The organism is Tessaracoccus aquimaris, from assembly GCF_001997345.1.
GTDB classification, from domain to species: Bacteria; Actinomycetota; Actinomycetes; order Propionibacteriales; family Propionibacteriaceae; genus Arachnia; species Arachnia aquimaris.
In genome coordinates this window covers 152,415-170,774 of record NZ_CP019606.1, presented here as the reverse complement: position 1 = coordinate 170,774, position 18,360 = coordinate 152,415, and the positions used below count along the sequence as shown (strand labels likewise).

Sequence of the window (18,360 nt, the reverse complement as noted above, 5' to 3'; positions counted from 1 at the left end):
GGATCCATGGCGACGGAGTTCCGGGTAGGGCAGTTGGTGGCGCTCCTACTTCGCTACTGGTGGATGCTCGCCCTGGGGATCGGGCTCGGCTTCGGCCTGGCGGCCATCGGGCTCCACTACGCGACCCCGACCTACACGGCAACGGCTACGCAACTCGTCAAGGGAATCCCAGGCAGGACGACCGGCGCCAACTACATCGCCGCCCAGTACGCCGTTGCCCGAGCCAGGTCCTATCCGGCGCTGATCTTCAGCACTCCGGTCCTCGAGGGCGTCCGGCACGACCTCGGTGCCGAGTTCACCGACACCCGACTGCGCGCCGACCTGAGTGCCAGCAACCCCACCGACACTCCCCTGATCAACATCACGGCCGTCGGTGCGACGCCGGAGCAGGCCAAGAAGTTGGCGGATGCGGCCGCCAAACACCTCGCGGCGTTCATCAGCAGCATCGAGACGATCGACGGAGCGTCGCCTGTCATCGTCTCGACGGCGGTGGACGCCGAGCTTCCGACCTCGCCCTCGGCGCCGAAGCCGACGCTCTACTACGGCATGGGCGCAGCGGTGGGGCTGGCCATCGGATTGCTCGGCGCGTTGGCCTGGAATGCGGTCGGATCGAGGGTCGCGGCACGACGCGCAGGCTCTCAGCCTTCTCAGGATTAGCCACGAAAAGAGCGTGACTTCACGCTTAAGCTGAATATTTCCTGAATTTGTTTCAGGTTCCTCTCATGTTTTATGGTATGCGCATCACTCACCAGCGGCCTCCGGAGAGCACCGGAGGCCAAGGCCACCGGGGGCGGCCATACCACAACAGGAGAGCATTACCGTGCGTACCTTCATGCGAGCCGCCCTCGGCGGCGTTTTAGCGATACCCATGCTGCTGACCATGGCACCGGCGGCCCATGCCGCCCCGGTCGACACCATGACCAAGCCCATCTACCAGGTGGCCAACCCGACGACCAATGCGAGCATCGTCACGCCGTGGAGCGATGAGGCGACGTCCGCCGCAAAGTACGGCTACTCGACCAAGCTCGGGACCCCGTTCAAGGCGTCCACCACCAAACAGACCGGCCTCACCGCGGTCCACCGCCTCTTCAAGGCCTCTACCGGCGACTTCCAGGAGACACTCGCGGGAAGCACGGCCTTCAGCACGGCCATCGCCAACGGCTACGCCGACCAGGGCGCCCGCTTCTACGCGCTTGCGGCGGCGCAGACCGGCACCCAGCCCGTCTACAGCTACACCAAGTCCGGCAAGCACCGCCTCGCGACGGCTGCCACCGCCGCCTCTCTGACCGGCTGGACCCGGGGGGCCATCGCCTTCCACGTCCCCTCCGCTGGCACCACGGTCCCTGTCCCGCCGGTGACGGTGCCGCCCGCAGGGGCAAGCGAGTCCTTCACCATCGCCGTGATCCCCGACACCCAACAAGAAACCTGGAGCGACACCGACACCCGCCTCGCCGACCGCTCCACCTGGCTCGTCAACAACGCCACCAAACTCAACCTCAAATACGTCACCCACATCGGCGACGTCGTCGACTGGGGCAACGCCGCCCCCGAGCAATACACCCGCGCCCAAAAAGGCCTCGCCCCCCTCAAAGGCAAAATCCCCTACTCCCTCACCATCGGCAACCACGACACCGCAGCCGTCTGCCAAGGCGGATCCGCCTGCCCCGGCGTCAACACCAACCTCGCCGTCCGCGACACCAAAGCCTTCAACACCGCCTTCCCCCTGAACACCTTCCCCACCATCAAGGGCGCCTACGAACCAGGCAAGGTCGACAACACCTACTCCACCTTCACCGCAGCCGGCCAAAAATGGATGGTCCTCAACCTCGAACTCTGGCCCCGCCAAGGCGCCATCGACTGGGCCAAAAAGATCGTCGCAGCCAACCCCGACCACAACATCATCATCTCCACCCACGCCTACCTCAACGGCGACGCCACCATCAGCACCAGCAACGGCGGCTACGGAGCCACCTCACCCAAACACCTCTACGACACCCTCATCAAGGTCTACCCCAACATCAAGATCGTCGTCTCCGGCCACACCGGCACCGCAGCCACCCGCACCGACACCGGCACCAACGGCAACAAGATCATCAGCCTCATGCAGACCTACCACAGCCGCACCACCAACCCCGTCAGACTCATCACCATCAACGTCGCAAACGGCACCCTCAAAAACTGGGTCTACGCCCCCAAAACCAACGAAACCCTCGCCCCCGAAACCACCACCACCGGCCTCAACTTCACCCGCTGACACCGCTTCACCCGCTGACACAGCCTCACCCGCTGACACAGCGCAGATGGTCGCGCCCGGCCGAACCGTGACGGGCGCGGCCACCCGAGCAGCGCCGGCTCCCCCCAACGGCGCCCATGACACCTCCACAGAAAGCCCTCAAGCAGTGCGTACCCTCCTGCGAGCCGGTCTCGGCCTCGCCCTTGCCCTCCCGTTGGCGTTGACCGCGGCCCCTGCGGCCCACGCCGACCCGGTCGACACCATGACCAAGCCCATCTACCAGGTGGCCAACCCCACCACCACCGTCAGCATCGTCACCCCATGGAGCGATGAGGCCACCTCGGCGACCAAGTACGGCTACACCACCAACCTCGGGACCCCATTCAAGGCCGCCACCACCAAACAGACCGGCCTGACGGCCGTCCACCGCCTCTTCAAGTCCTCCACCGGCGACTTCCAGGAGGCGCTCGCGGGCAGCACCGCCTACACCACGGCCATCACCAACGGCTACGCCGACCAGGGCGCCCGCTTCTACGCGCTTGCGGCGGCACAGACGGGCCGCACCCAGCCGGTCTACAGCTACACCAAGTCCGGCAAACACCGCCTCGCGACCGCGGCCACCGCCGGGTCGCTGACCGGATGGACCCGCGGAGCCATCGCCTTCCACGTCCCCTCGACCGGCAACACGGTCCCGACGCCGACTCCCACGCCGACCCCGACCCCGAAGCCGACGCCCACGCCCACCCCGACGCCGACCCCCAAGCCGACGCCGACCCCCACACCCACCCCAACGCCGACGCCGACTCCCGCGAAGGCCGGTTCGGTGCCGGTCGGCTCCGCCTCGTACACCGCGCCGTCCGGTGCGATCTACGTCTCACCCAGCGGCAACGACTCCGCCGCCGGCACCCTCGCGGCGCCCGTGAAGACCATCCAGCGCGGCGTCACGCTCGCGCCGAGCGGCGGCACCGTCGTGGTGCGCGCAGGCACCTACCGGGAGAGCGTCACCATCAGCAAGAAGGTGACGGTGCAGAACTATCCAAAGGAGAGCGTCTGGCTCGACGGTGCCTCACCAGTCACCGGCTGGGTCGCCGACGGCACCGCGTGGCGCAAGGACGGCTGGACGACGCGCTTCGACGCCTCCCCCACCTACACGCAGGGCGCCGCCGATCTGACCGACCCCGGGTGGCAGTTCATCAGCAAGTCCTACCCAATGGCGGCCCACCCCGACCAGGTCTTCGTCGCGGGCGTCCCGCTCCAGCAGGTCAACAGCCGTTCCCTGGTCAAGGCGGGCACCTTCTACCTCGACGAGGCCACCTCCAAGCTCTACATCGGCACCAACCCGTCGGGGCAGAGCGTCGAGGCCAGCACCATCGTCAAGGGCATGAGCATCCGCGGTGCCGACTCGGTGGTTCGAGGCATCGGCATCAAGCGCTTCGCCCCATCGGTGTTCCACATGGGCTCTGTCACCGTCGAGCAGCCTGGCGTCAGGCTCGAGAACGTCGTCGTGCAGGACGCGGCGACCACCGGCATCAGCGTGCTCCGTGAGAACGTCACCCTGAACCAGGTGAGCGTCACCGGCGCAGGCATGCTCGGGATCCACGGTCGCTTCGCCGACAACATCACGTTCTCCAAGGTCTCCGCCACGAAGAACAACGACGAGCGCTTCAACATCGCCCCGAACGCGGGCGGCGTGAAGCTCGGCCACACCCGCGGCGTCCGCGTCGCCGACTCAAGCTTCTCCGGCAACTACGCCTACGGGTTCTGGGAGGACCTCTCGGTCTACGACTCCGTGTTCCGTCAGTCGGAGTTCAACGACAACACCGCCACCGGACTCTTCCTCGAGATCTCGGCCAAGGCGATCGTCGGCGACAACACCTTCAAGGGGAACGCGCAGTACGGCCTGCAGGTCAACAACACCAGCGACGTGAAGATCTGGAACAACACTTTCTCCGGGAACTCCCGGCCGATCAACCTCGTGCAGGACACCCGTCGCAACACGAACAAGAACGATCAGGCCGTCGACCCCCGCCAGGCGTTCCCCGATCCGACGATGCCCTGGACGCTCGGCCCCGTCACGGTCCGCAACAACGTGATGGCCAACTCCAGCAGCGCGGCGAACTGCCTGCTCTGCGTCGAGGACTACTCGTTCACCAAGAGCGCGGAACAGATGAAGATCACCGCCAACTCGAACGTCTATCACCGCTCCTCGGCGTCGCAGCCCCAGTGGGTCGCGATCTGGTCGCGGGCGAACGTGAACGTCAACCCCTACGTGTTCTCGTCGTTGGCGGCGTTCCAGTCCACGACCGGGCAGGAGAAGAAGGGCAAGGAGTTCACTGGCGCCTCGGTCCTCGACTCGTCCCTGAACCTGGTGGCCAGCCTCAAGGCCGATCAGGCCAACATCGCCGAGGCGCTGCCCGCCGACGTGGCCTCGGCCATCGGTCGACCGGCTGGCTCCAAGACGCTCGGCCGTTGGTGACCGCCTGAGCGCCGTGCTCCACAGACCGCCAGGGACGCCACCAGGAACACCATGAACTGGACCGTCCCGTCGAACAGGCCGCTCTCGAGAAACCCTCCGACGGCGAGGTAGAGGGTGAGGCCTAACCACAGCGGTCCGAGGGAGCGCGGCGCGAACAGGGCCTTGATGAGCACCATCACGGTCAGCAGGGCGACGATCGCGACCCCGAGGTAGCCGCCCTGCACCAGTGCGGACACCCAGGAACTGTCAAGGATCTGGGTGTTCCACCACTGGCCAGGGACGCTGATCTCCTTCTGCGCCAACCCTTGCCCGAACCAGGTGCCCCAGCCGTCGCGTTGCAGGTTCGCGGCCGCCTCCCACGCGATCGACCGGTTGCTGAATCCGGACACCGACTGGGTGCCGCCGCGGGTGAACACCGAGTTCAGGATGTCGGTGCCGAGCGCCACGAGCGTGATCACCGGAATGCTCAGGGCGGCAAGCGTGAGGGTCCTGGTCCGCAGGGCCGTGCAGCGCAGCAGCATCGCGCCCACCGACCCGCCGAGCGCGGCAAGCGCGGTGCGTGACCCGGTCTGCAGGATGATCACGACGCAGGCCGCGGCGACGAAGAACTCCAACGCGCCCTCTCTGGCCGTGAATACCTTCGACATCACCCACATCACGATGATCGCCGCGATCAGGGCGAGCAGGTTCGGGTTGAGCATCGGGATCGCGCCCCCGAGACGGGCCGCGTCGTTGAGCACCATCCCTGTTCCCGCCCCCACGAACACCAGCACACCCAGGACGTGGACCAGCCTCCGCATCAGGTCGGCTGCGGGGATGACGGCGGCCATCAGGCACAGTGTCGCCCCGAGGATGGAGACGCGCACCGCGACCACGATGGCGGCGCTCGCCGTCTGGTTGGCGATCCCGCCGACCACGGTGACCCCCAGGTACAACCCGAGCATCAGCACGGGCACTGCGGGCACCGGCAGCAGCACCGGCGACCGTGAAACGGCCCACACCCCCAGCGCCAGGCCGATCAGGCTCAGCCCAGCCTTGGCGATGACGACGGGATCGGCACCGCCCTCGTAGAAGGTTCCGGTGCGCCACGGGATCGACGCGGCGATCAGGATGACCCAGGCCAGATAGGACACCAGTCGCACCTCGGCGTGGCTGAGGCCGCCGTCCTCTGCTCCGGCGGGCACCGGCAGGGTCTCCTCAGGGGCCGATGCCCGTCGCGCTGAGAGCAACGCGCCTGCGACGCCGACCATCAACCCGGCGAGCAGGCCGGTGGCCAGGTAGGCGCCACGCAGCGGAAGGGCGGGGCCCGCAGGCACCCGTGCAGGGACCACCACTGTCGTGTCGACGCTTGGGGACAGGGACTCCCCCGCCGAGTGCTCGACAACCGCCCGGGCGGCAGCGTTGGCCAGGTCGGTCGCCGCCTTTGGCCCCCCGGCCGCTCCCCTGATCCGGACGAGTTGGGTGTCGATCGGCACGGCGGCCGTCACCCTCCCGGCAAGCGACTCCGCCGTCTCGCCTCCGCCAACGAACTCCGAGGTGCTGGCGAGAACGTCGCGCCGTTCGACGAGCAGCGCGACGGTCTGCGCTTCGCGCGTCAGGTAGCGGGCGTTGTTGACCTCGGCGACACCGGGCTGCGGCCCGACCCAGCGCAGGGCGACGGTCGCGGTCGCGATGTAGGTGTTCGGCGTCACGAGGAGGATCGCGCCCGCCGCAAGGACCCCCAGCAGCGCAGCGCCCGCCAGCACGTACCAGCGCAGGCGAAGTGCCAGGAAGAGGTCCTGCAACGTCATCGAGCCCCCTTGCCGACGAGCGGAACCGCACCTGTCAGCGCGTGGCGCCCATCCTACGCCGGGCGGCTCGGGGCGCGGGCGGCGAACTGGGCCGACCACCTTCTGTGGCGGCCGGCCCGGTTCTGTGGGGGCTATGCGGGCGTCACCGACAACGCCCCGAACTGCGCCTTGATCGGCCCGTTCGTCGCGGACCCGGACAGGTAGCTGTAGATGCCGACGGAACCCGCCTGCTGCAGCCCCGCGCTCGAGTCGCTGAACGACAGCGTCCAAGCCGTCGGCTCGGCGGTGCCTGTGCGCCACACCTTCACCCGCAGCGTCGTCGCGTTGGCACCGACGGCCTGCAGCCTGATGTTGAGCGACTGGTTGGCCGCCAGCGCACCGCCCGGGATGGTCGCCGTGCCGAGGACGGTCTCCGCCCCGGCCACCTTCCGCCTCAGGTCGGCCGTCACGGCGGTGGCCGTCATGCGGATCGTCGTGCGGTAGTCGGACGTGCCGTTGGCACGCACGATGAACGACGCGTACGCGCCGCCTCCGGTGCCTGGCTTGTCGTAGCTCAGCGTCGCAGTGAGGTCGACGTCGCGCGCGGACACGCCGTTCAGGTAGGCAGACGGACCGCTGCCCGCCGCCATCGCGATGCTGGCCTTGCCGGGCGCGACGGCAAAGTTGGCCGCGGCCCCGCTACGGGTCCACGTCCCTCCGACGTCTGCGTTCCCCCACCCGTTGGCGACGGTGCGCTGGAACGCATCCGAGGCGATCACGGTGGGCGCCGCGACGACGATCGACTCCTTGGCCACGTCGGTGGCGCCCCTGTCATCGGTCACCGTCAGGGTGACCTCGAAGGTACCCGACGACGTGTACGTGTGGCTGGCCTGCGCCCCGCTACCGGTGGCCCCATCACCGAAGTCCCACGCGTAGGAGGCGATGGTGCCGTCCGGATCGTGGGAGGCGGCGGCGTCCACGCTCAGCGCGCGGTCGTTGAGCGTCGACGTGAACGCGGCGGTCGGCCCGACGTTGGCCGCCTGGACGGTCACGGACTGCGACTTCTGCCTGCTCACGCCCTTGTCGTCGGTGACGGTGAGGGCGACGGTGTAGGTGCCTGCCGCGGCGTAGGCGTGGGTCGCCGTCGCGCCGCTGCCTGTGGCTCCGTCGCCGAAGTCCCACGCGTAGGAGGCGATGCTGCCGTCGGGGTCGGAGGAGCCGCTCGCGTCGACGCTCACGCTCAGCAGGTTCTGCGTGAGCGTGAACGAGGGCACCGGCGGCTGGTTCGGCTGCGGCATGCCCGCCGTGTAGTGGGCCGCGACCCGCTGCTCGCTCAGGGCCGTGAGGTAGAACGCCACCTCGTCGATCTCGCCGTCGAACCAGGGATCGGAGCCCCAGGTGTTGTCGCCGCCGACGTGCAGGTATCCGGTGTACCCCTCGGCCGCCGTCGCGGGGTTCGTGCCCGCGAGTTGCCCGTCGAGGTAGAGACGCAGCCCGGCCGACGACTGGGTCGCCACGACGTGGTGCCACTGGCCGTCGTTGTAGGTGGCGTCGGTCGTGATGGTGTTCGTGGCGCCGGTGTAGGTGCCGAACACGACCTTGCCGTCGGGCTGCAGGTAGATGTGCCTGTCGTAGCAGTTGGACGGGCTCTGGTAACTGCAGCCGAAGCCCATCACCTTGCCGCCTGTCGTGGAGGTGGTCCTGAACCAGGCCTCGTTGCTGTAGACCTGAGGGTTCACGAAGGAGTCCGACGACGTCACGTACTTGCCGTCGCCGTCGAACAGGATGGCGGTGTTCGGGTTCTGGATCGCGCCCGGCCTGCCGAGCGTCGGGGCCCCGACGATCTCGCCGGTGCTGTGCCCGCCGCTCGCGTCGTTGGCGACGGTGCCGCTGCTCTCTCCCAGTCGCCAGTACAGCCTGGGCCCGTCGGCTATCACCGCCGCGCCGTAGGCGTCCGTCGGAAGCCCCGCCGCCGCCACCGTGACGTCGTGGGTGACGCTGCCAGTGGCCCCACGGTTGTCGGTGACGGTCAGCTTGACGCTGAACTTCCCGTCCGCGGTGAACACGTGGGTCGGGTTCTGCTCAGCGGAGGATTGGCCGTCGCCGAAGTCCCACGCGTAGGACGCGATGGTGCCGTCGGGGTCGGTTCCCGTGCCTGCGAAGGTGACGCGCCGCTCCTGGATGTTCGTCACGAACTCGGCGCTCGGCGCCTGGTTCACGACGCCTCCCGCGGCCGCGTAGTGGGCGGCCACCCGCGAGGCGGAGAGGGCTCCGCTGTAGACGGCGACCTCGTCGATCACGCCGTTGAAGTAGTCGCTGGACCCGCCCCACCGCGTGTCGCCGCCGACGCGCCAGTAGCCGTCGTATGGCTGGGACTCGGCCTGCTGGTTGGTGCCCTGCAGGTCGCCGTCGACATAGAGTCTCATGCCCGCGCCGGACTGGGTCGCGACCACGTGGTGCCAGCCGCCGTCGTTGAACGCGGTGGCTGTCTCGATGGTGTTCATCGTCCCGGTCCACACCCCGAAGACGAGGTGGCCGTTGTCGAGCATGTAGACGTGCCGGTCGTAGTTGGACGACTGGCCCTGCTGCGCGTTGCCGAACCCGATGATCTTGCCGCCGGAGGTCGTGGTCGTCTTGAACCACGCCTCGGTGGAGTACTGGGTCGGGTTGGAGAACTGCGCATTGGAGAACACGACATCGTCGGAGCCGTCGAACTGCGCCGCCTTCGTGCCGGTCAGCACGCCGGTGGCACCTTGGCTGACGCCGCTGCGGTAGGTGCCGGGGTTCAGCGACCTGCCCGAGTCGTTTGCGGTTGTCCCTGCGCTCTCCTCGAGGCGCCAGAACAGGTCGGGATCGTCGGCGTAGACCGCTGCACCGTAGGCGTCGGCCGGCGCGCTGGGGATCACGGCCGTTCGACCGCTTGCCGCGTACTGGGCGACGATGGTGTCCTGGGTCAGCGCGGTCGGGTAGACGGCGACCTCGTCGATGCCGCCTACATAGTTGTCCCTCGCCGGGCGCGAGGCCCAGCCGCCGAGCGTGTCGCCCTGCAGGCGCCAGTAGCCGAGGTAGGTCTCTCCCTGGGTGGTGTCGGTGCGCCTGCCGACGCGCACTCCGTCGACGTAGAGTTCCATGCCCTTCGGGCTCATGGTCGCGGTGATCATGTGCCACTGGTTGTCGTTGAAGGACGCGCCGCTTGCCACGGTCCGGTTGGATCCGTCGGTGGCGCGCACTCCGAACACGACGCGGCCGTCGCTTGTCAGGTAGACGTGCCTGTCATGGTGGCCGGAGTCGCCCTGCTGCAGGTCGCCGAACCCGACGATCCGGCCGCCCTGGGTGGTGTCGGTCCTGATCCAGGCCTGCACGGAGAACGTGTCGGGCGCGTACTGGGTGCCCTTCGCGTATGCGCGCCCCCAGGCCTCGGCGGGCTGCGCGGTGCCGAAACTCATGGCGGCGTCGCCCGCGATGGCGCCGGGCTGACCGGCCGTCACGTCGGTGTCCGCGACGGCGTCGTTGAACCCGGCGCGGTCTCGGATGGTCATCGGGGTGGCGGTTCTGGCGTCGTTGAGGGGCCAGTAGAGGCTCGCCCCGGCCGCGGCGACCGACTGTGCGTAGGCGTTCGGGGAGGCGGCGTTGGAGTGGGTGTAACTGATGGTCGCCGAGGAGACGGTGTTGCCTCCCGGGTCGGAGGCGGTCACGCGGTACTGGTACGTGCTGCCGGGCGTGAGGCCGGTGTCGACGTAGCCGAGCGCGGGGAGCGTCCACCAGTTGGAGGCGGCGTTCTGCGTGTTGACCAGGGTGCCGCCGCGGTACAGGCGGTACGTGAGGTTGAGGTCGTCGCGGTCGTAGCCTGCCTGCCAGGTGACGCGGGCGCTTCCTGTGCCGCGGGCGATGGCCTCGGGGCGGAACACGCCACCGTCGAACTGCGGGCCCTGGGTTCCGGGCGCCACGGGCCGCTTACCGAAGCGCACCAGGCCCTGCTGGGCCGTGCCGTTGACCCGCGGGAACTCGCCCGCGAAGACGAGGAAGTTGTCGTTGCCCGTCAGGCTCCAGCCTGCCTGGTACTGGCCGGTGTAGCTGCCCATGGCGAGCGTCGGCAGCCAGTTGACCATCGCGGGTCCCTGGGCCTGGCCGTGCCAGTTCGGGTAGCCGTGAACCTCGTTGAGGATCTCGTCCGTGACGGTGTCGCTCCATGCCTGCGCGTGCTGGAACCGCCAACTTGAGTACTGGGGATGCCCACCGCCCATGTTGCCGCAGTAGTGGGCGTGGGTCGCGACGTAGACGGTGCCCTGGAGTTGGACCGCGTCATAGGCGTCGCCGTGGCAGTCGGTGACCCATGCCACCTTGCCGGTCGACATCGGCACCTTGAAGGTCCCTTCGAGGTTGCCTCCGGGGCCGAAGTGCCACGTGGTGCCGTAGAGCTGGTCGCCCTGAGCCCGCAGGCTACCGACCGCGGCGTCGTCGCCGCCGTTGCGCACGATGGGTGCCCAACTGGGGTCGAGAGCGCCCGTGGTGGCGTTGATCTTGGCCAGGCCATAGGCGGGCTGGCTGTTGATCGTGGTGAACTGGCCCGCCGCGAAGACGTTGGCGCCGTCGGGGCTGACGGCGAGCGCCCACACGGCGCGCTCGGCGGTCGGGTTCCAGGGCAGCAGCGCCCCGTCGGAGGCCCGGAACGCCGCAAGGTTCGTGCGGCCGGTGTTGCCCGCGCCCGCGAACCCGCCTCCGACGAAGACGGTGTCGTTGGTCGCGGCGACGGCGCGCGCCCTCGAGTTCACGCCCACGGGGTTGAACGACGTGATGAGCTGGCCCGTGGCGGTGCTGTACGCGGCGACCCTGCGTCGCGCCTGCCCGTTGGCCGTGGTGAAGTCGCCGACGACGTAGACGCGCGTCTTGTCCGGGGATACCGCGACGTCGAGCACCTGGCCGTTGAGGTCGGGCGCGAAGCTCGTGTCGAGGTTGCCGGTGGTGACGTCGAAGGCGAGCAGGTTGTTGCGCACCGTCTCGTTGACGCCGAGCGAGGCGCCTGCGGGGCGGGCCCGGGTGAAGGAGCCACCCGAGTAGACCTTGCTGCCCGCCATGTCGGTCGACCAGACGACGCCGTTGATCTGCACCGTCGGGAGCGCGTCTGCGGTGACACTGGTCGCGGGTTGCGGCTGGATGGGCGCCGGAGCGGCGGTGGCGGGGGCGGTCGTGATGAGCCCGGTCCACAGCATTGTGAGGCCGGTGACGAGCGCAGTGGCCCGTCGGTGGGATGTTCGCATGGTGCTTTGGTCCTGTCCTCAGGCGTGTGTCAGCGAAAGGTTGTCGAACGAGAAGGTGATCGGAGCGTTGCTGCTCGATCCGGAGAGATAGCTGCCGAGCCCGATGCCCCGGCGCTCTGGAGCGCTGCGGTGGTGTCGGTGGCGGTGAGGTTCCAGGCGGTCGGTTCGGTGGTCGAGCGCCATACCTTGACGCGCAGCGTCGTGGTGCCGGTGCCGGTGACCTGGAGCCGCACCCTGAGCGTCTCACCCGCCGTATATGTGAAGCCCGGCATCACTTGGCTGGTGATGGCCGTCTCGGTGGTTCCCATGGTCCTGAGCAGGATGAGTTGCACGGCGCCGGTGTCCAGGACCCTGACCTTTGCGCTGTAGAAGCCCGCGCCCGCGACATTGCGGCCGATGGCATTGACATAGTTGCCGGACCCGGTGGCTCCCTTGTCCATGGCGACGTCGAAGCTGAGGTCGGTATCGTCGACGCTGACCGCGTCGAGCCGCGCCGTGACGCCGCTGCCGGGGTTGACGAGCGTCATCTTTCCCTTGCCGTCGGCAACGGAGAATCGGGCGGCGCCGTTGACGATCGTCCAGGCGCCTCCAGCGTCCGCGCTACCCCACGCGCCGCTCTGGCTGCGCTCGAACGCGTCCACGGCGACGGGGGCCGGTGTCACGGTGATGGTCAAGGCCTTGGTGACCTGACCCGTCGCCCCCTTGTTGTCGGTGACCGTCAGGCCCACCTGGTAGGTGCCTGCGTCCGGGTAGGTGTGCGTGGGGCTCGCGCCGGTGCCTGTTGACCCGTCACCGAAGTCCCATGCGTAGGACACGATGGTGCCGTCCGGGTCGCTCGAGGCGGAGGCGTCGAACGAGGCGAGGAGTTGGTCGCTCGTTGCCTGGAACGACGCCGTCGGGGCGGCGTTGGGCGCATCGACGGTGACGACGGTCTTGGTGAGGGTGTCGGTCGCGCCCTGGTCGTCGGTGACAGTCAGGCTGACGGTGAACGTGCCGGCCGCGCCGTAGTCGTGCGTGGCACCGCGTCCGGAACCGGTGGCACCGTCGCCGAATGCCCACGCGTAGTGGTCGATCTGGCCGTCGGAGTCAGTGGATGAGGCGGCGTCGAAGGCGACGCTGTGCTGGTTGACGGCGGCGTCGAAGCCCGCAACGGGAGCGACATTTGCCGCGACGGTGACAGGCACCGTCGAGGTGTTGCTGAGTCCCTGCGGGTCGGTGACGGTCAGGGACACCTGGTACGTGCCTGCGGCGGCGTAGGTGTGGGTGGCCGTCGCGCCGTTCGCGGTCGCGCCGTCGCCGAAGTTCCAGACGTAGCCCGCGAGCGGGCCGTCCGGGTCAGAGGAGCCGTTGCCGTCGACGGAGACGCCGAGGTACGACTTCGCGGTGGTGAACGAGGCGGTCGGCGCCCTGTTGGGAGCGGTGCCTCCGGCCGCCACGTAGTGGGCGCGCACCGCGTCGGCGCTCAGCGCGGACGGGTACACGGCGGCCTCCGCGAGTTGCCCCGCGAAGTAGTTGCTGGTCGCGCCGGACCACACCTTGTCGCCGCCGATCCTCCAGTAGCCGAGATAGGGTTCCGCGGCGGCGCTCGCGTTGCTGCCGACCTCCGTCCCGTCGACGTAGAGCCGCATCCCGGAGGAGCCCTGCGTGGCGACCACGTGGTGCCACTGGTTGTCGTTGTAGCTCTGCGCCGAGGTCAGGGTCTGTTCGACGCCGGCGTAGGTGCCGAACGCCAGCTTTCCGTTGTTCAGCATCCAGACATGTCGGTCGGTGGACGAACTGAGACCGCTTGTCGTGTTGCCGAAGCCGATCAGTTTGCCGCCGCGCGTGGTGGTGGTCTTGAACCAGATCTCGGCGGAGAACGGCCCAGGGCTTGCCCAGCCCTGCTGCCCCACGACGGTGGCGTTGCTGCCGTTGAAGGTCGCGGCGTAACTGCCAGCGACGGGGCCGCTCTGCCTGCGGACGACCGTGCCCGCCACCGTGCCGACGTTGCCCGAGCCGGACGAGTCAAGCACGCTGCCGGAGGACTCACCCAGGCGCCAGAACAGGTCGGGGGCGTCGCCGAGCACAGCGGTGGCATATCCGTCGGCCGGTCGGGTGCCCCAGGCACCGGTGCGGCCGCTCGCCGTGTACCGCGCCTGGATCTCGGCAAGGGTCAGAGCCTTCGGATAGACGGCGACCTCGTCGAGGGTGCCTGCCAGGCCCTTATCGCTCGGCTGGTTGGCGAAGCCCCTGGTGATGTCGGCGCCGAGCCGCCAGAAGCCGGTGAACCGAGGCGCCTGGACGCGCTGGTCGCGGGCCACCCGAATGCCGTCGATGAAGAGTTGCAGCCCGTCCGCGCCCGCAACGCCGACGACATGGTGCCATTTGCCGTCGCGGATCGCGCCACGCGACGTGACGGTGCGGCGCGCGGTATCGGTGACCGTGAAGTTCGCCCGCCCCGAGTTGTCCAGGTAGAGCACCGAGTCGGTTGTCGTGGAGTCACCCACCGGCTGGCTCCCCATGCCGATGATCCGGCCACCTCGACTGCTCGTGGTGTTGACCCACGCCTCGACCGTGACCGCCTGGCTGACCGAGTCCTGAGTGCTGGTGCGCACCTGCCCGGTAGCGGTCAGCCTGACCGATGTGTCGGACTCGGTGGTGACGGCGCCGGAGACGCCGAGCGTTGCTCCGGAGTAGGTGCCGTGGGCGTCGCCGACCGAGTCGATCAGCAGCGGCGCCCCGGTGCCCTCACCGAGCCTCCAGTGATGGCTCGCCCCGAGCGCCGCGACGCCCGCCGCGAAGGTGGAGGGCGTGGTGCCGGTGACGGTGACGTACCCCGACCAGGCGGACCACTGCGCGTTGCCGTCGGCGTCCCTTCCTCGGATCTGGTAGCGGACCTGCGTGCCGGGCGTCAGCCCGGCGTCGGTGAAGGTGAGGGTCGGCGTCTGCCAGAAGGTCGCGCCTTGCCGAACGATGGTCGCGACCCGGGTGGCGCTGGTGGTGCGGTAGACGTCGTAGGTGAGGTTGGCGTCGTCCCTGTCGTACATGGCGTTGAACACGACGCGCACCTTCCCGTCGCCGATGGGCATGGGTGTCGGGGTCGCGCTGCCCGCGATGACCGGCTTGGCGGTCGGCCCGACGCCGCGCTTCGGGAACCGGGTGAGGGCCTGCTGCGCCTGCCCGTTGACGCGCGGGAACTCGCCCGCGAGCACCAGGTAGTCGCCGTTTCCGCCGACCGTCCAGGCCGCCTGCCCGGCGGAGGTGTAGCTTCCGAAGGCCAGGGTCGGGAACCATTGCATGATGCCCGTGTAGGGAAGGCCGATGAAGTTCCAGCCGTAGGCGTCGGTGGTGCTGTAGGTGCCGATGGTCGTGCCGATCCGCTCCGCGCTGGCCGTCTGCCACCTGTTCCTCGGGTTGGTGTCGGGGTACGCGTCGACCTGGGAGCAGTCGTGCTCATGGCCGACGGTGTAGAGCACGCCGCCCATCGGGAACGTCTCATAGGTGTCGCCGAGGCAGTCGTTCATCGACTCGATGGCGCCGGTGGTGGGGTTCGCGGCGAAGGTCCCTTCGAACTCTGCTCCGGAGCCGAACGCGTAGCCGGACCCGAAGATCGACGTGCCGTCGGTGGAGAGGCCGTTGATCGCTCCGTTGGCGCCTGAGGCGCGCAGCCGCTGGTTCGCGGCCCACGGCAGCGTCGCCCCTGTGGTCGCGTCGAGCGAACCCATGCCGTAGGCGCTGACCCCGTTGAGCGTCGAGAACGAGCCGCCCGCGATCACGCGCGACTTGTCGGGGGCCGCGACCATCGTCCAGACGAAGCCACTGTCTCCCCCGTTGGGCGCCCAGGACAGCAGGCTGCCTGTGTCGGCTGCGTAGGCGGCGAACAGTTGCCGCGGCAGGCCGTTCGACGAGCGGAAGTTGCCGCCCGCGTACACCGTCTGGTCGATCGTGGCGAAGGCCCTGACCTGACCGTCCGTGCGGGCGTTGAACGATGTCAACGGCGCACCTGCCTGCGTGAGGTCGAACGCCGCGATGTGGCCTCTGGCCACGTTGTCGACCGTCGTGAAGTCGCCGCCGACGTAGAGCCTTGTGCCCTCCTGATTGGCCCTGATGATCAGGCCCTGACCGTTGAGCGCGTGGTTGAACGTGACGGGGTTCCCGGTGCGCACGTCGAAGGCGAAGATGTTCTTCGCGTCGATCGACAGTGGGCTGCCGAGCGCCTCGCCTGGAGGCCGCGCCTTCGAGAACTCGCCGGTCACGTACGCGGTGTTTCCGACCACGACGGTGCTCCACACCACGCCGTCCAACTGCCAGGTGGGCAGCGGCTCGGCGCTCACCGTCGGCGGATCGCCCGGAAGGGTCACGGCGGCGGCCGTCTGAGGGCTGTCGAGGGCGACGACGCCCGTGAGAGCCACCAACAGGGCGGCCAGGAAGCCGATCAGGTGTCGCCACGACGGCGAGAGGTTCTTACGCATGGCCGATCCTCAGTTCGGTCGCCCGCCTCGCGGGCGACTCCTTGGTCAACGGGGCGAGCACCGCAGCCCGCACCAGTACCCCACCGAGCACGAGGCCGGCGGCGAGTACGAAGGGCGCCCAGGCGGCGGGCAGGCCGGCCGCCAGGACGATCACGAACAGTGCCGCCGCGAAGCTGGCATCAACGACGCGGCACGCGAACACCCTGCGAGGGGCGCCCTTCACGGCCGCGAGGCTGGCGAAAGGTTGGAAGGAGGCCGAGGCGATCACGTAGGCGACCCAGCCCGCTACGGCGAGGCGCTCAACGGCGATGTCCCCGACGATCCGCCCGAGGGGACCCGTGAGGGCGAAGATGGCCGCGCCTGCGAGCAGGGCGGCCCCCATCATCAGCCCGGAGGCGCGCCATGCGCGGCGGCGCAGTTCGACTACGCCGATCGACTTGTCGCGCACGTAGGTCGACAGCAGGTACGACCCGAGGCCCTGGACGGTCAACAGGACGGGCGCCACCAGGATCCGGGCGCCCTCGACCAGGCCGAGCGCCACCCCGCCCGCGAACGCGGTGATCAGGACCCGCGAGGCCGTCATCATCAGTTGCGGCACGGCCACCTGAGCCCCACGCCACGACCCGAAGGCCCACACCGCACGCAGGTCGGCCCCCCGCACCGGCGCCAGCCACCGCTCCTCACGGGGCAGCAGCAGGACCGCGACGACGATGGCCGCCAGTTGCCCGAACAGCAGCGCGGCGAAGAACGCCTCGACGGTGACCGAGCCGAACATGGCCACAAGCGCCAGGCTGCCGAGCGCGCCCATGACGGCGACCGAGTCGACCACCACGAGCCGCCAGAACTGCATGACACCCATGAACACCCGGCGCAGCAGCTCCTCGAACTGGAAGGCAACCAACGCGCACGCGAACAGCACCGCCTGCAGCGGCGTGAGGAGCGTGACAGCCATCGCCACCCCGGTGACAACCGCAGAGACCGCCGCCACGATCAGGGCCCATCCGAGCAGCGCGCCGCGGATCCGTGGATTGTCGCGCTGCAGGATCACGAGCGAGTCGCCGATCATGCCGCTCGCCAGCGCGGTCGCCAGGATGATCACGCCGAGCGACAGGCTGATCAGGCCGAGGCCCGCGGCGCCGAGGGTCCAGGCCGCGATGATCTGCAGGCCGAAGTTCCCGACGGCCTGCCACACCTGCGCGACCGCCGCACCGACCGCCCGCGATCTCAGCAGGCCGCCGACTCCCATCGCCATCTCAGTTCAGCTCGCCGCTGAAGACTGCTGAGGTGTGCACGCTGTCGAAGTCGACGACGACGGTGACCTGGGAGCGCGACTCCTTCGGCACCGCGAACGCGTAGCGCGCCTTGGCAGTGGCCCCGGGCGCGACCGGTCCGGAGAAGTCGGAGACCTCAGCCTCCTCGACGTAGACCGGGGCGACCTGCTGGCCGTCCTTGTCGAGCACGGTGACGACGGTGGTGTCGAGGTTGATGGCCGTCTTGCCCAAGTTGTTGATCTCGAGCGAGAGGATCGCGTACTCCCGTCCGGGGAACCGTCCGGGCCCCTCTTTGGTCTCCTCGCCGAACTCGACGTCGGTGATCCGCAGGGTGACGCCGTCGGAGTACTCGACCTTCGCCTTCGTGTCGGCCGGTTCGGCCGTGGTGGTCGGCTTCGGGGCGCCCTCGGAGCGCAGCACCTTCGGCAGCGGGGTGGGGTCGACGGTCACGGGCGACGGCTTCGCGGTCGGCGTGCCGGTGGCCGACGGGGCGGGCGCCGGCTCGGATGCCGAGGCCGCGGGTGAGGCGCTTGCGCCCGGGTCGGTGCTGACGGGCTGTGGAGGCGCGGAGACCGTTGGCTTCGGGGTGGGCGCCGAGGGGCTCGGCCCCTGGCCGGCCGCGGCACTGCAGCCGCTCAGCGCCAGCACGGCGATGAGAGCCGCGACGTAGCGATGCCTGATACCCATGTGCATTCTCCCCCCGAAGAATCACGAGTGGTCGCGAAGTCGCCACCGGCCCCCTACCGATGTCGCGGCAATCGCCACGACCCGGCTCAGTTCTCTCTCGTGGCCGGAGCATAACTCTCCAGGTCGATCCGTGTCACGCGTTTTCTTCTGGACGGTCCCGGCGACGCGCCGAGTTCGCGTCTCCGTGGCCCCGGCGGGCGAATACTGGCTACAGT

At 69.1% G+C, this 18,360-nt stretch carries 8 protein-coding genes; 3 read left to right on the top strand and 5 right to left on the bottom strand.

Going from position 1 to position 18,360, the window contains the following annotated elements:
- Nucleotides 1–6: 6 nt before the first annotated feature.
- The 3 genes from BW730_RS00775 (at nt 7) to BW730_RS00760 (ending at nt 4,709) form a co-directional block, all read left to right on the top strand.
- Nucleotides 7–657: a YveK family protein gene (locus BW730_RS00775; RefSeq protein ID WP_158522438.1), complete on the top strand. Its 651-nt coding sequence runs from the start codon at nt 7–9 to the stop codon at nt 655–657.
- 211 nt (nt 658–868) lie between these two features.
- Nucleotides 869–2,254 (top strand): metallophosphoesterase, encoded by a 1,386-nt coding sequence (locus tag BW730_RS00770; protein WP_158522437.1) that lies wholly within the window; start codon nt 869–871, stop codon nt 2,252–2,254.
- 145 nt (nt 2,255–2,399) lie between these two features.
- Nucleotides 2,400–4,709: a right-handed parallel beta-helix repeat-containing protein gene (locus BW730_RS00760; protein WP_145952660.1), complete on the top strand. Its 2,310-nt coding sequence runs from the start codon at nt 2,400–2,402 to the stop codon at nt 4,707–4,709.
- Here BW730_RS00760 and BW730_RS00755 read toward each other — a convergent pair.
- The 5 genes from BW730_RS00755 to BW730_RS00735 form a co-directional block, all read right to left on the bottom strand.
- Entirely contained in the window at nt 4,622–6,499 is a 1,878-nt protein-coding gene (locus BW730_RS00755) for a YveK family protein (RefSeq protein ID WP_077684641.1), read from the bottom strand. The genes BW730_RS00760 and BW730_RS00755 overlap by 88 nt on opposite strands.
- Before the next feature lie 131 nt (nt 6,500–6,630).
- A complete protein-coding gene (locus BW730_RS00750; protein ID WP_145952659.1) occupies nt 6,631–11,736 on the bottom strand; it encodes a LamG-like jellyroll fold domain-containing protein in 5,106 nt (1,701 codons plus the stop codon).
- A 29-nt stretch (nt 11,737–11,765) separates the two neighbouring features.
- Nucleotides 11,766–16,187, bottom strand: a complete 4,422-nt coding sequence (locus BW730_RS20090) for a PKD domain-containing protein (RefSeq protein ID WP_077684639.1) — start codon at nt 16,185–16,187, stop codon at nt 11,766–11,768.
- Complete coding sequence (locus tag BW730_RS00740; RefSeq protein ID WP_077684638.1) at nt 16,180–17,439, bottom strand: MATE family efflux transporter; 1,260 nt, start codon at nt 17,437–17,439, stop codon at nt 16,180–16,182. The genes BW730_RS20090 and BW730_RS00740 overlap by 8 nt, the downstream gene beginning before the upstream one ends.
- Before the next feature lies 1 nt (nt 17,440).
- A complete protein-coding gene (locus tag BW730_RS00735; protein ID WP_145952658.1) occupies nt 17,441–18,145 on the bottom strand; it encodes a DUF4352 domain-containing protein in 705 nt (234 codons plus the stop codon).
- Between the last annotated feature and the right edge of the window lie 215 nt (nt 18,146–18,360).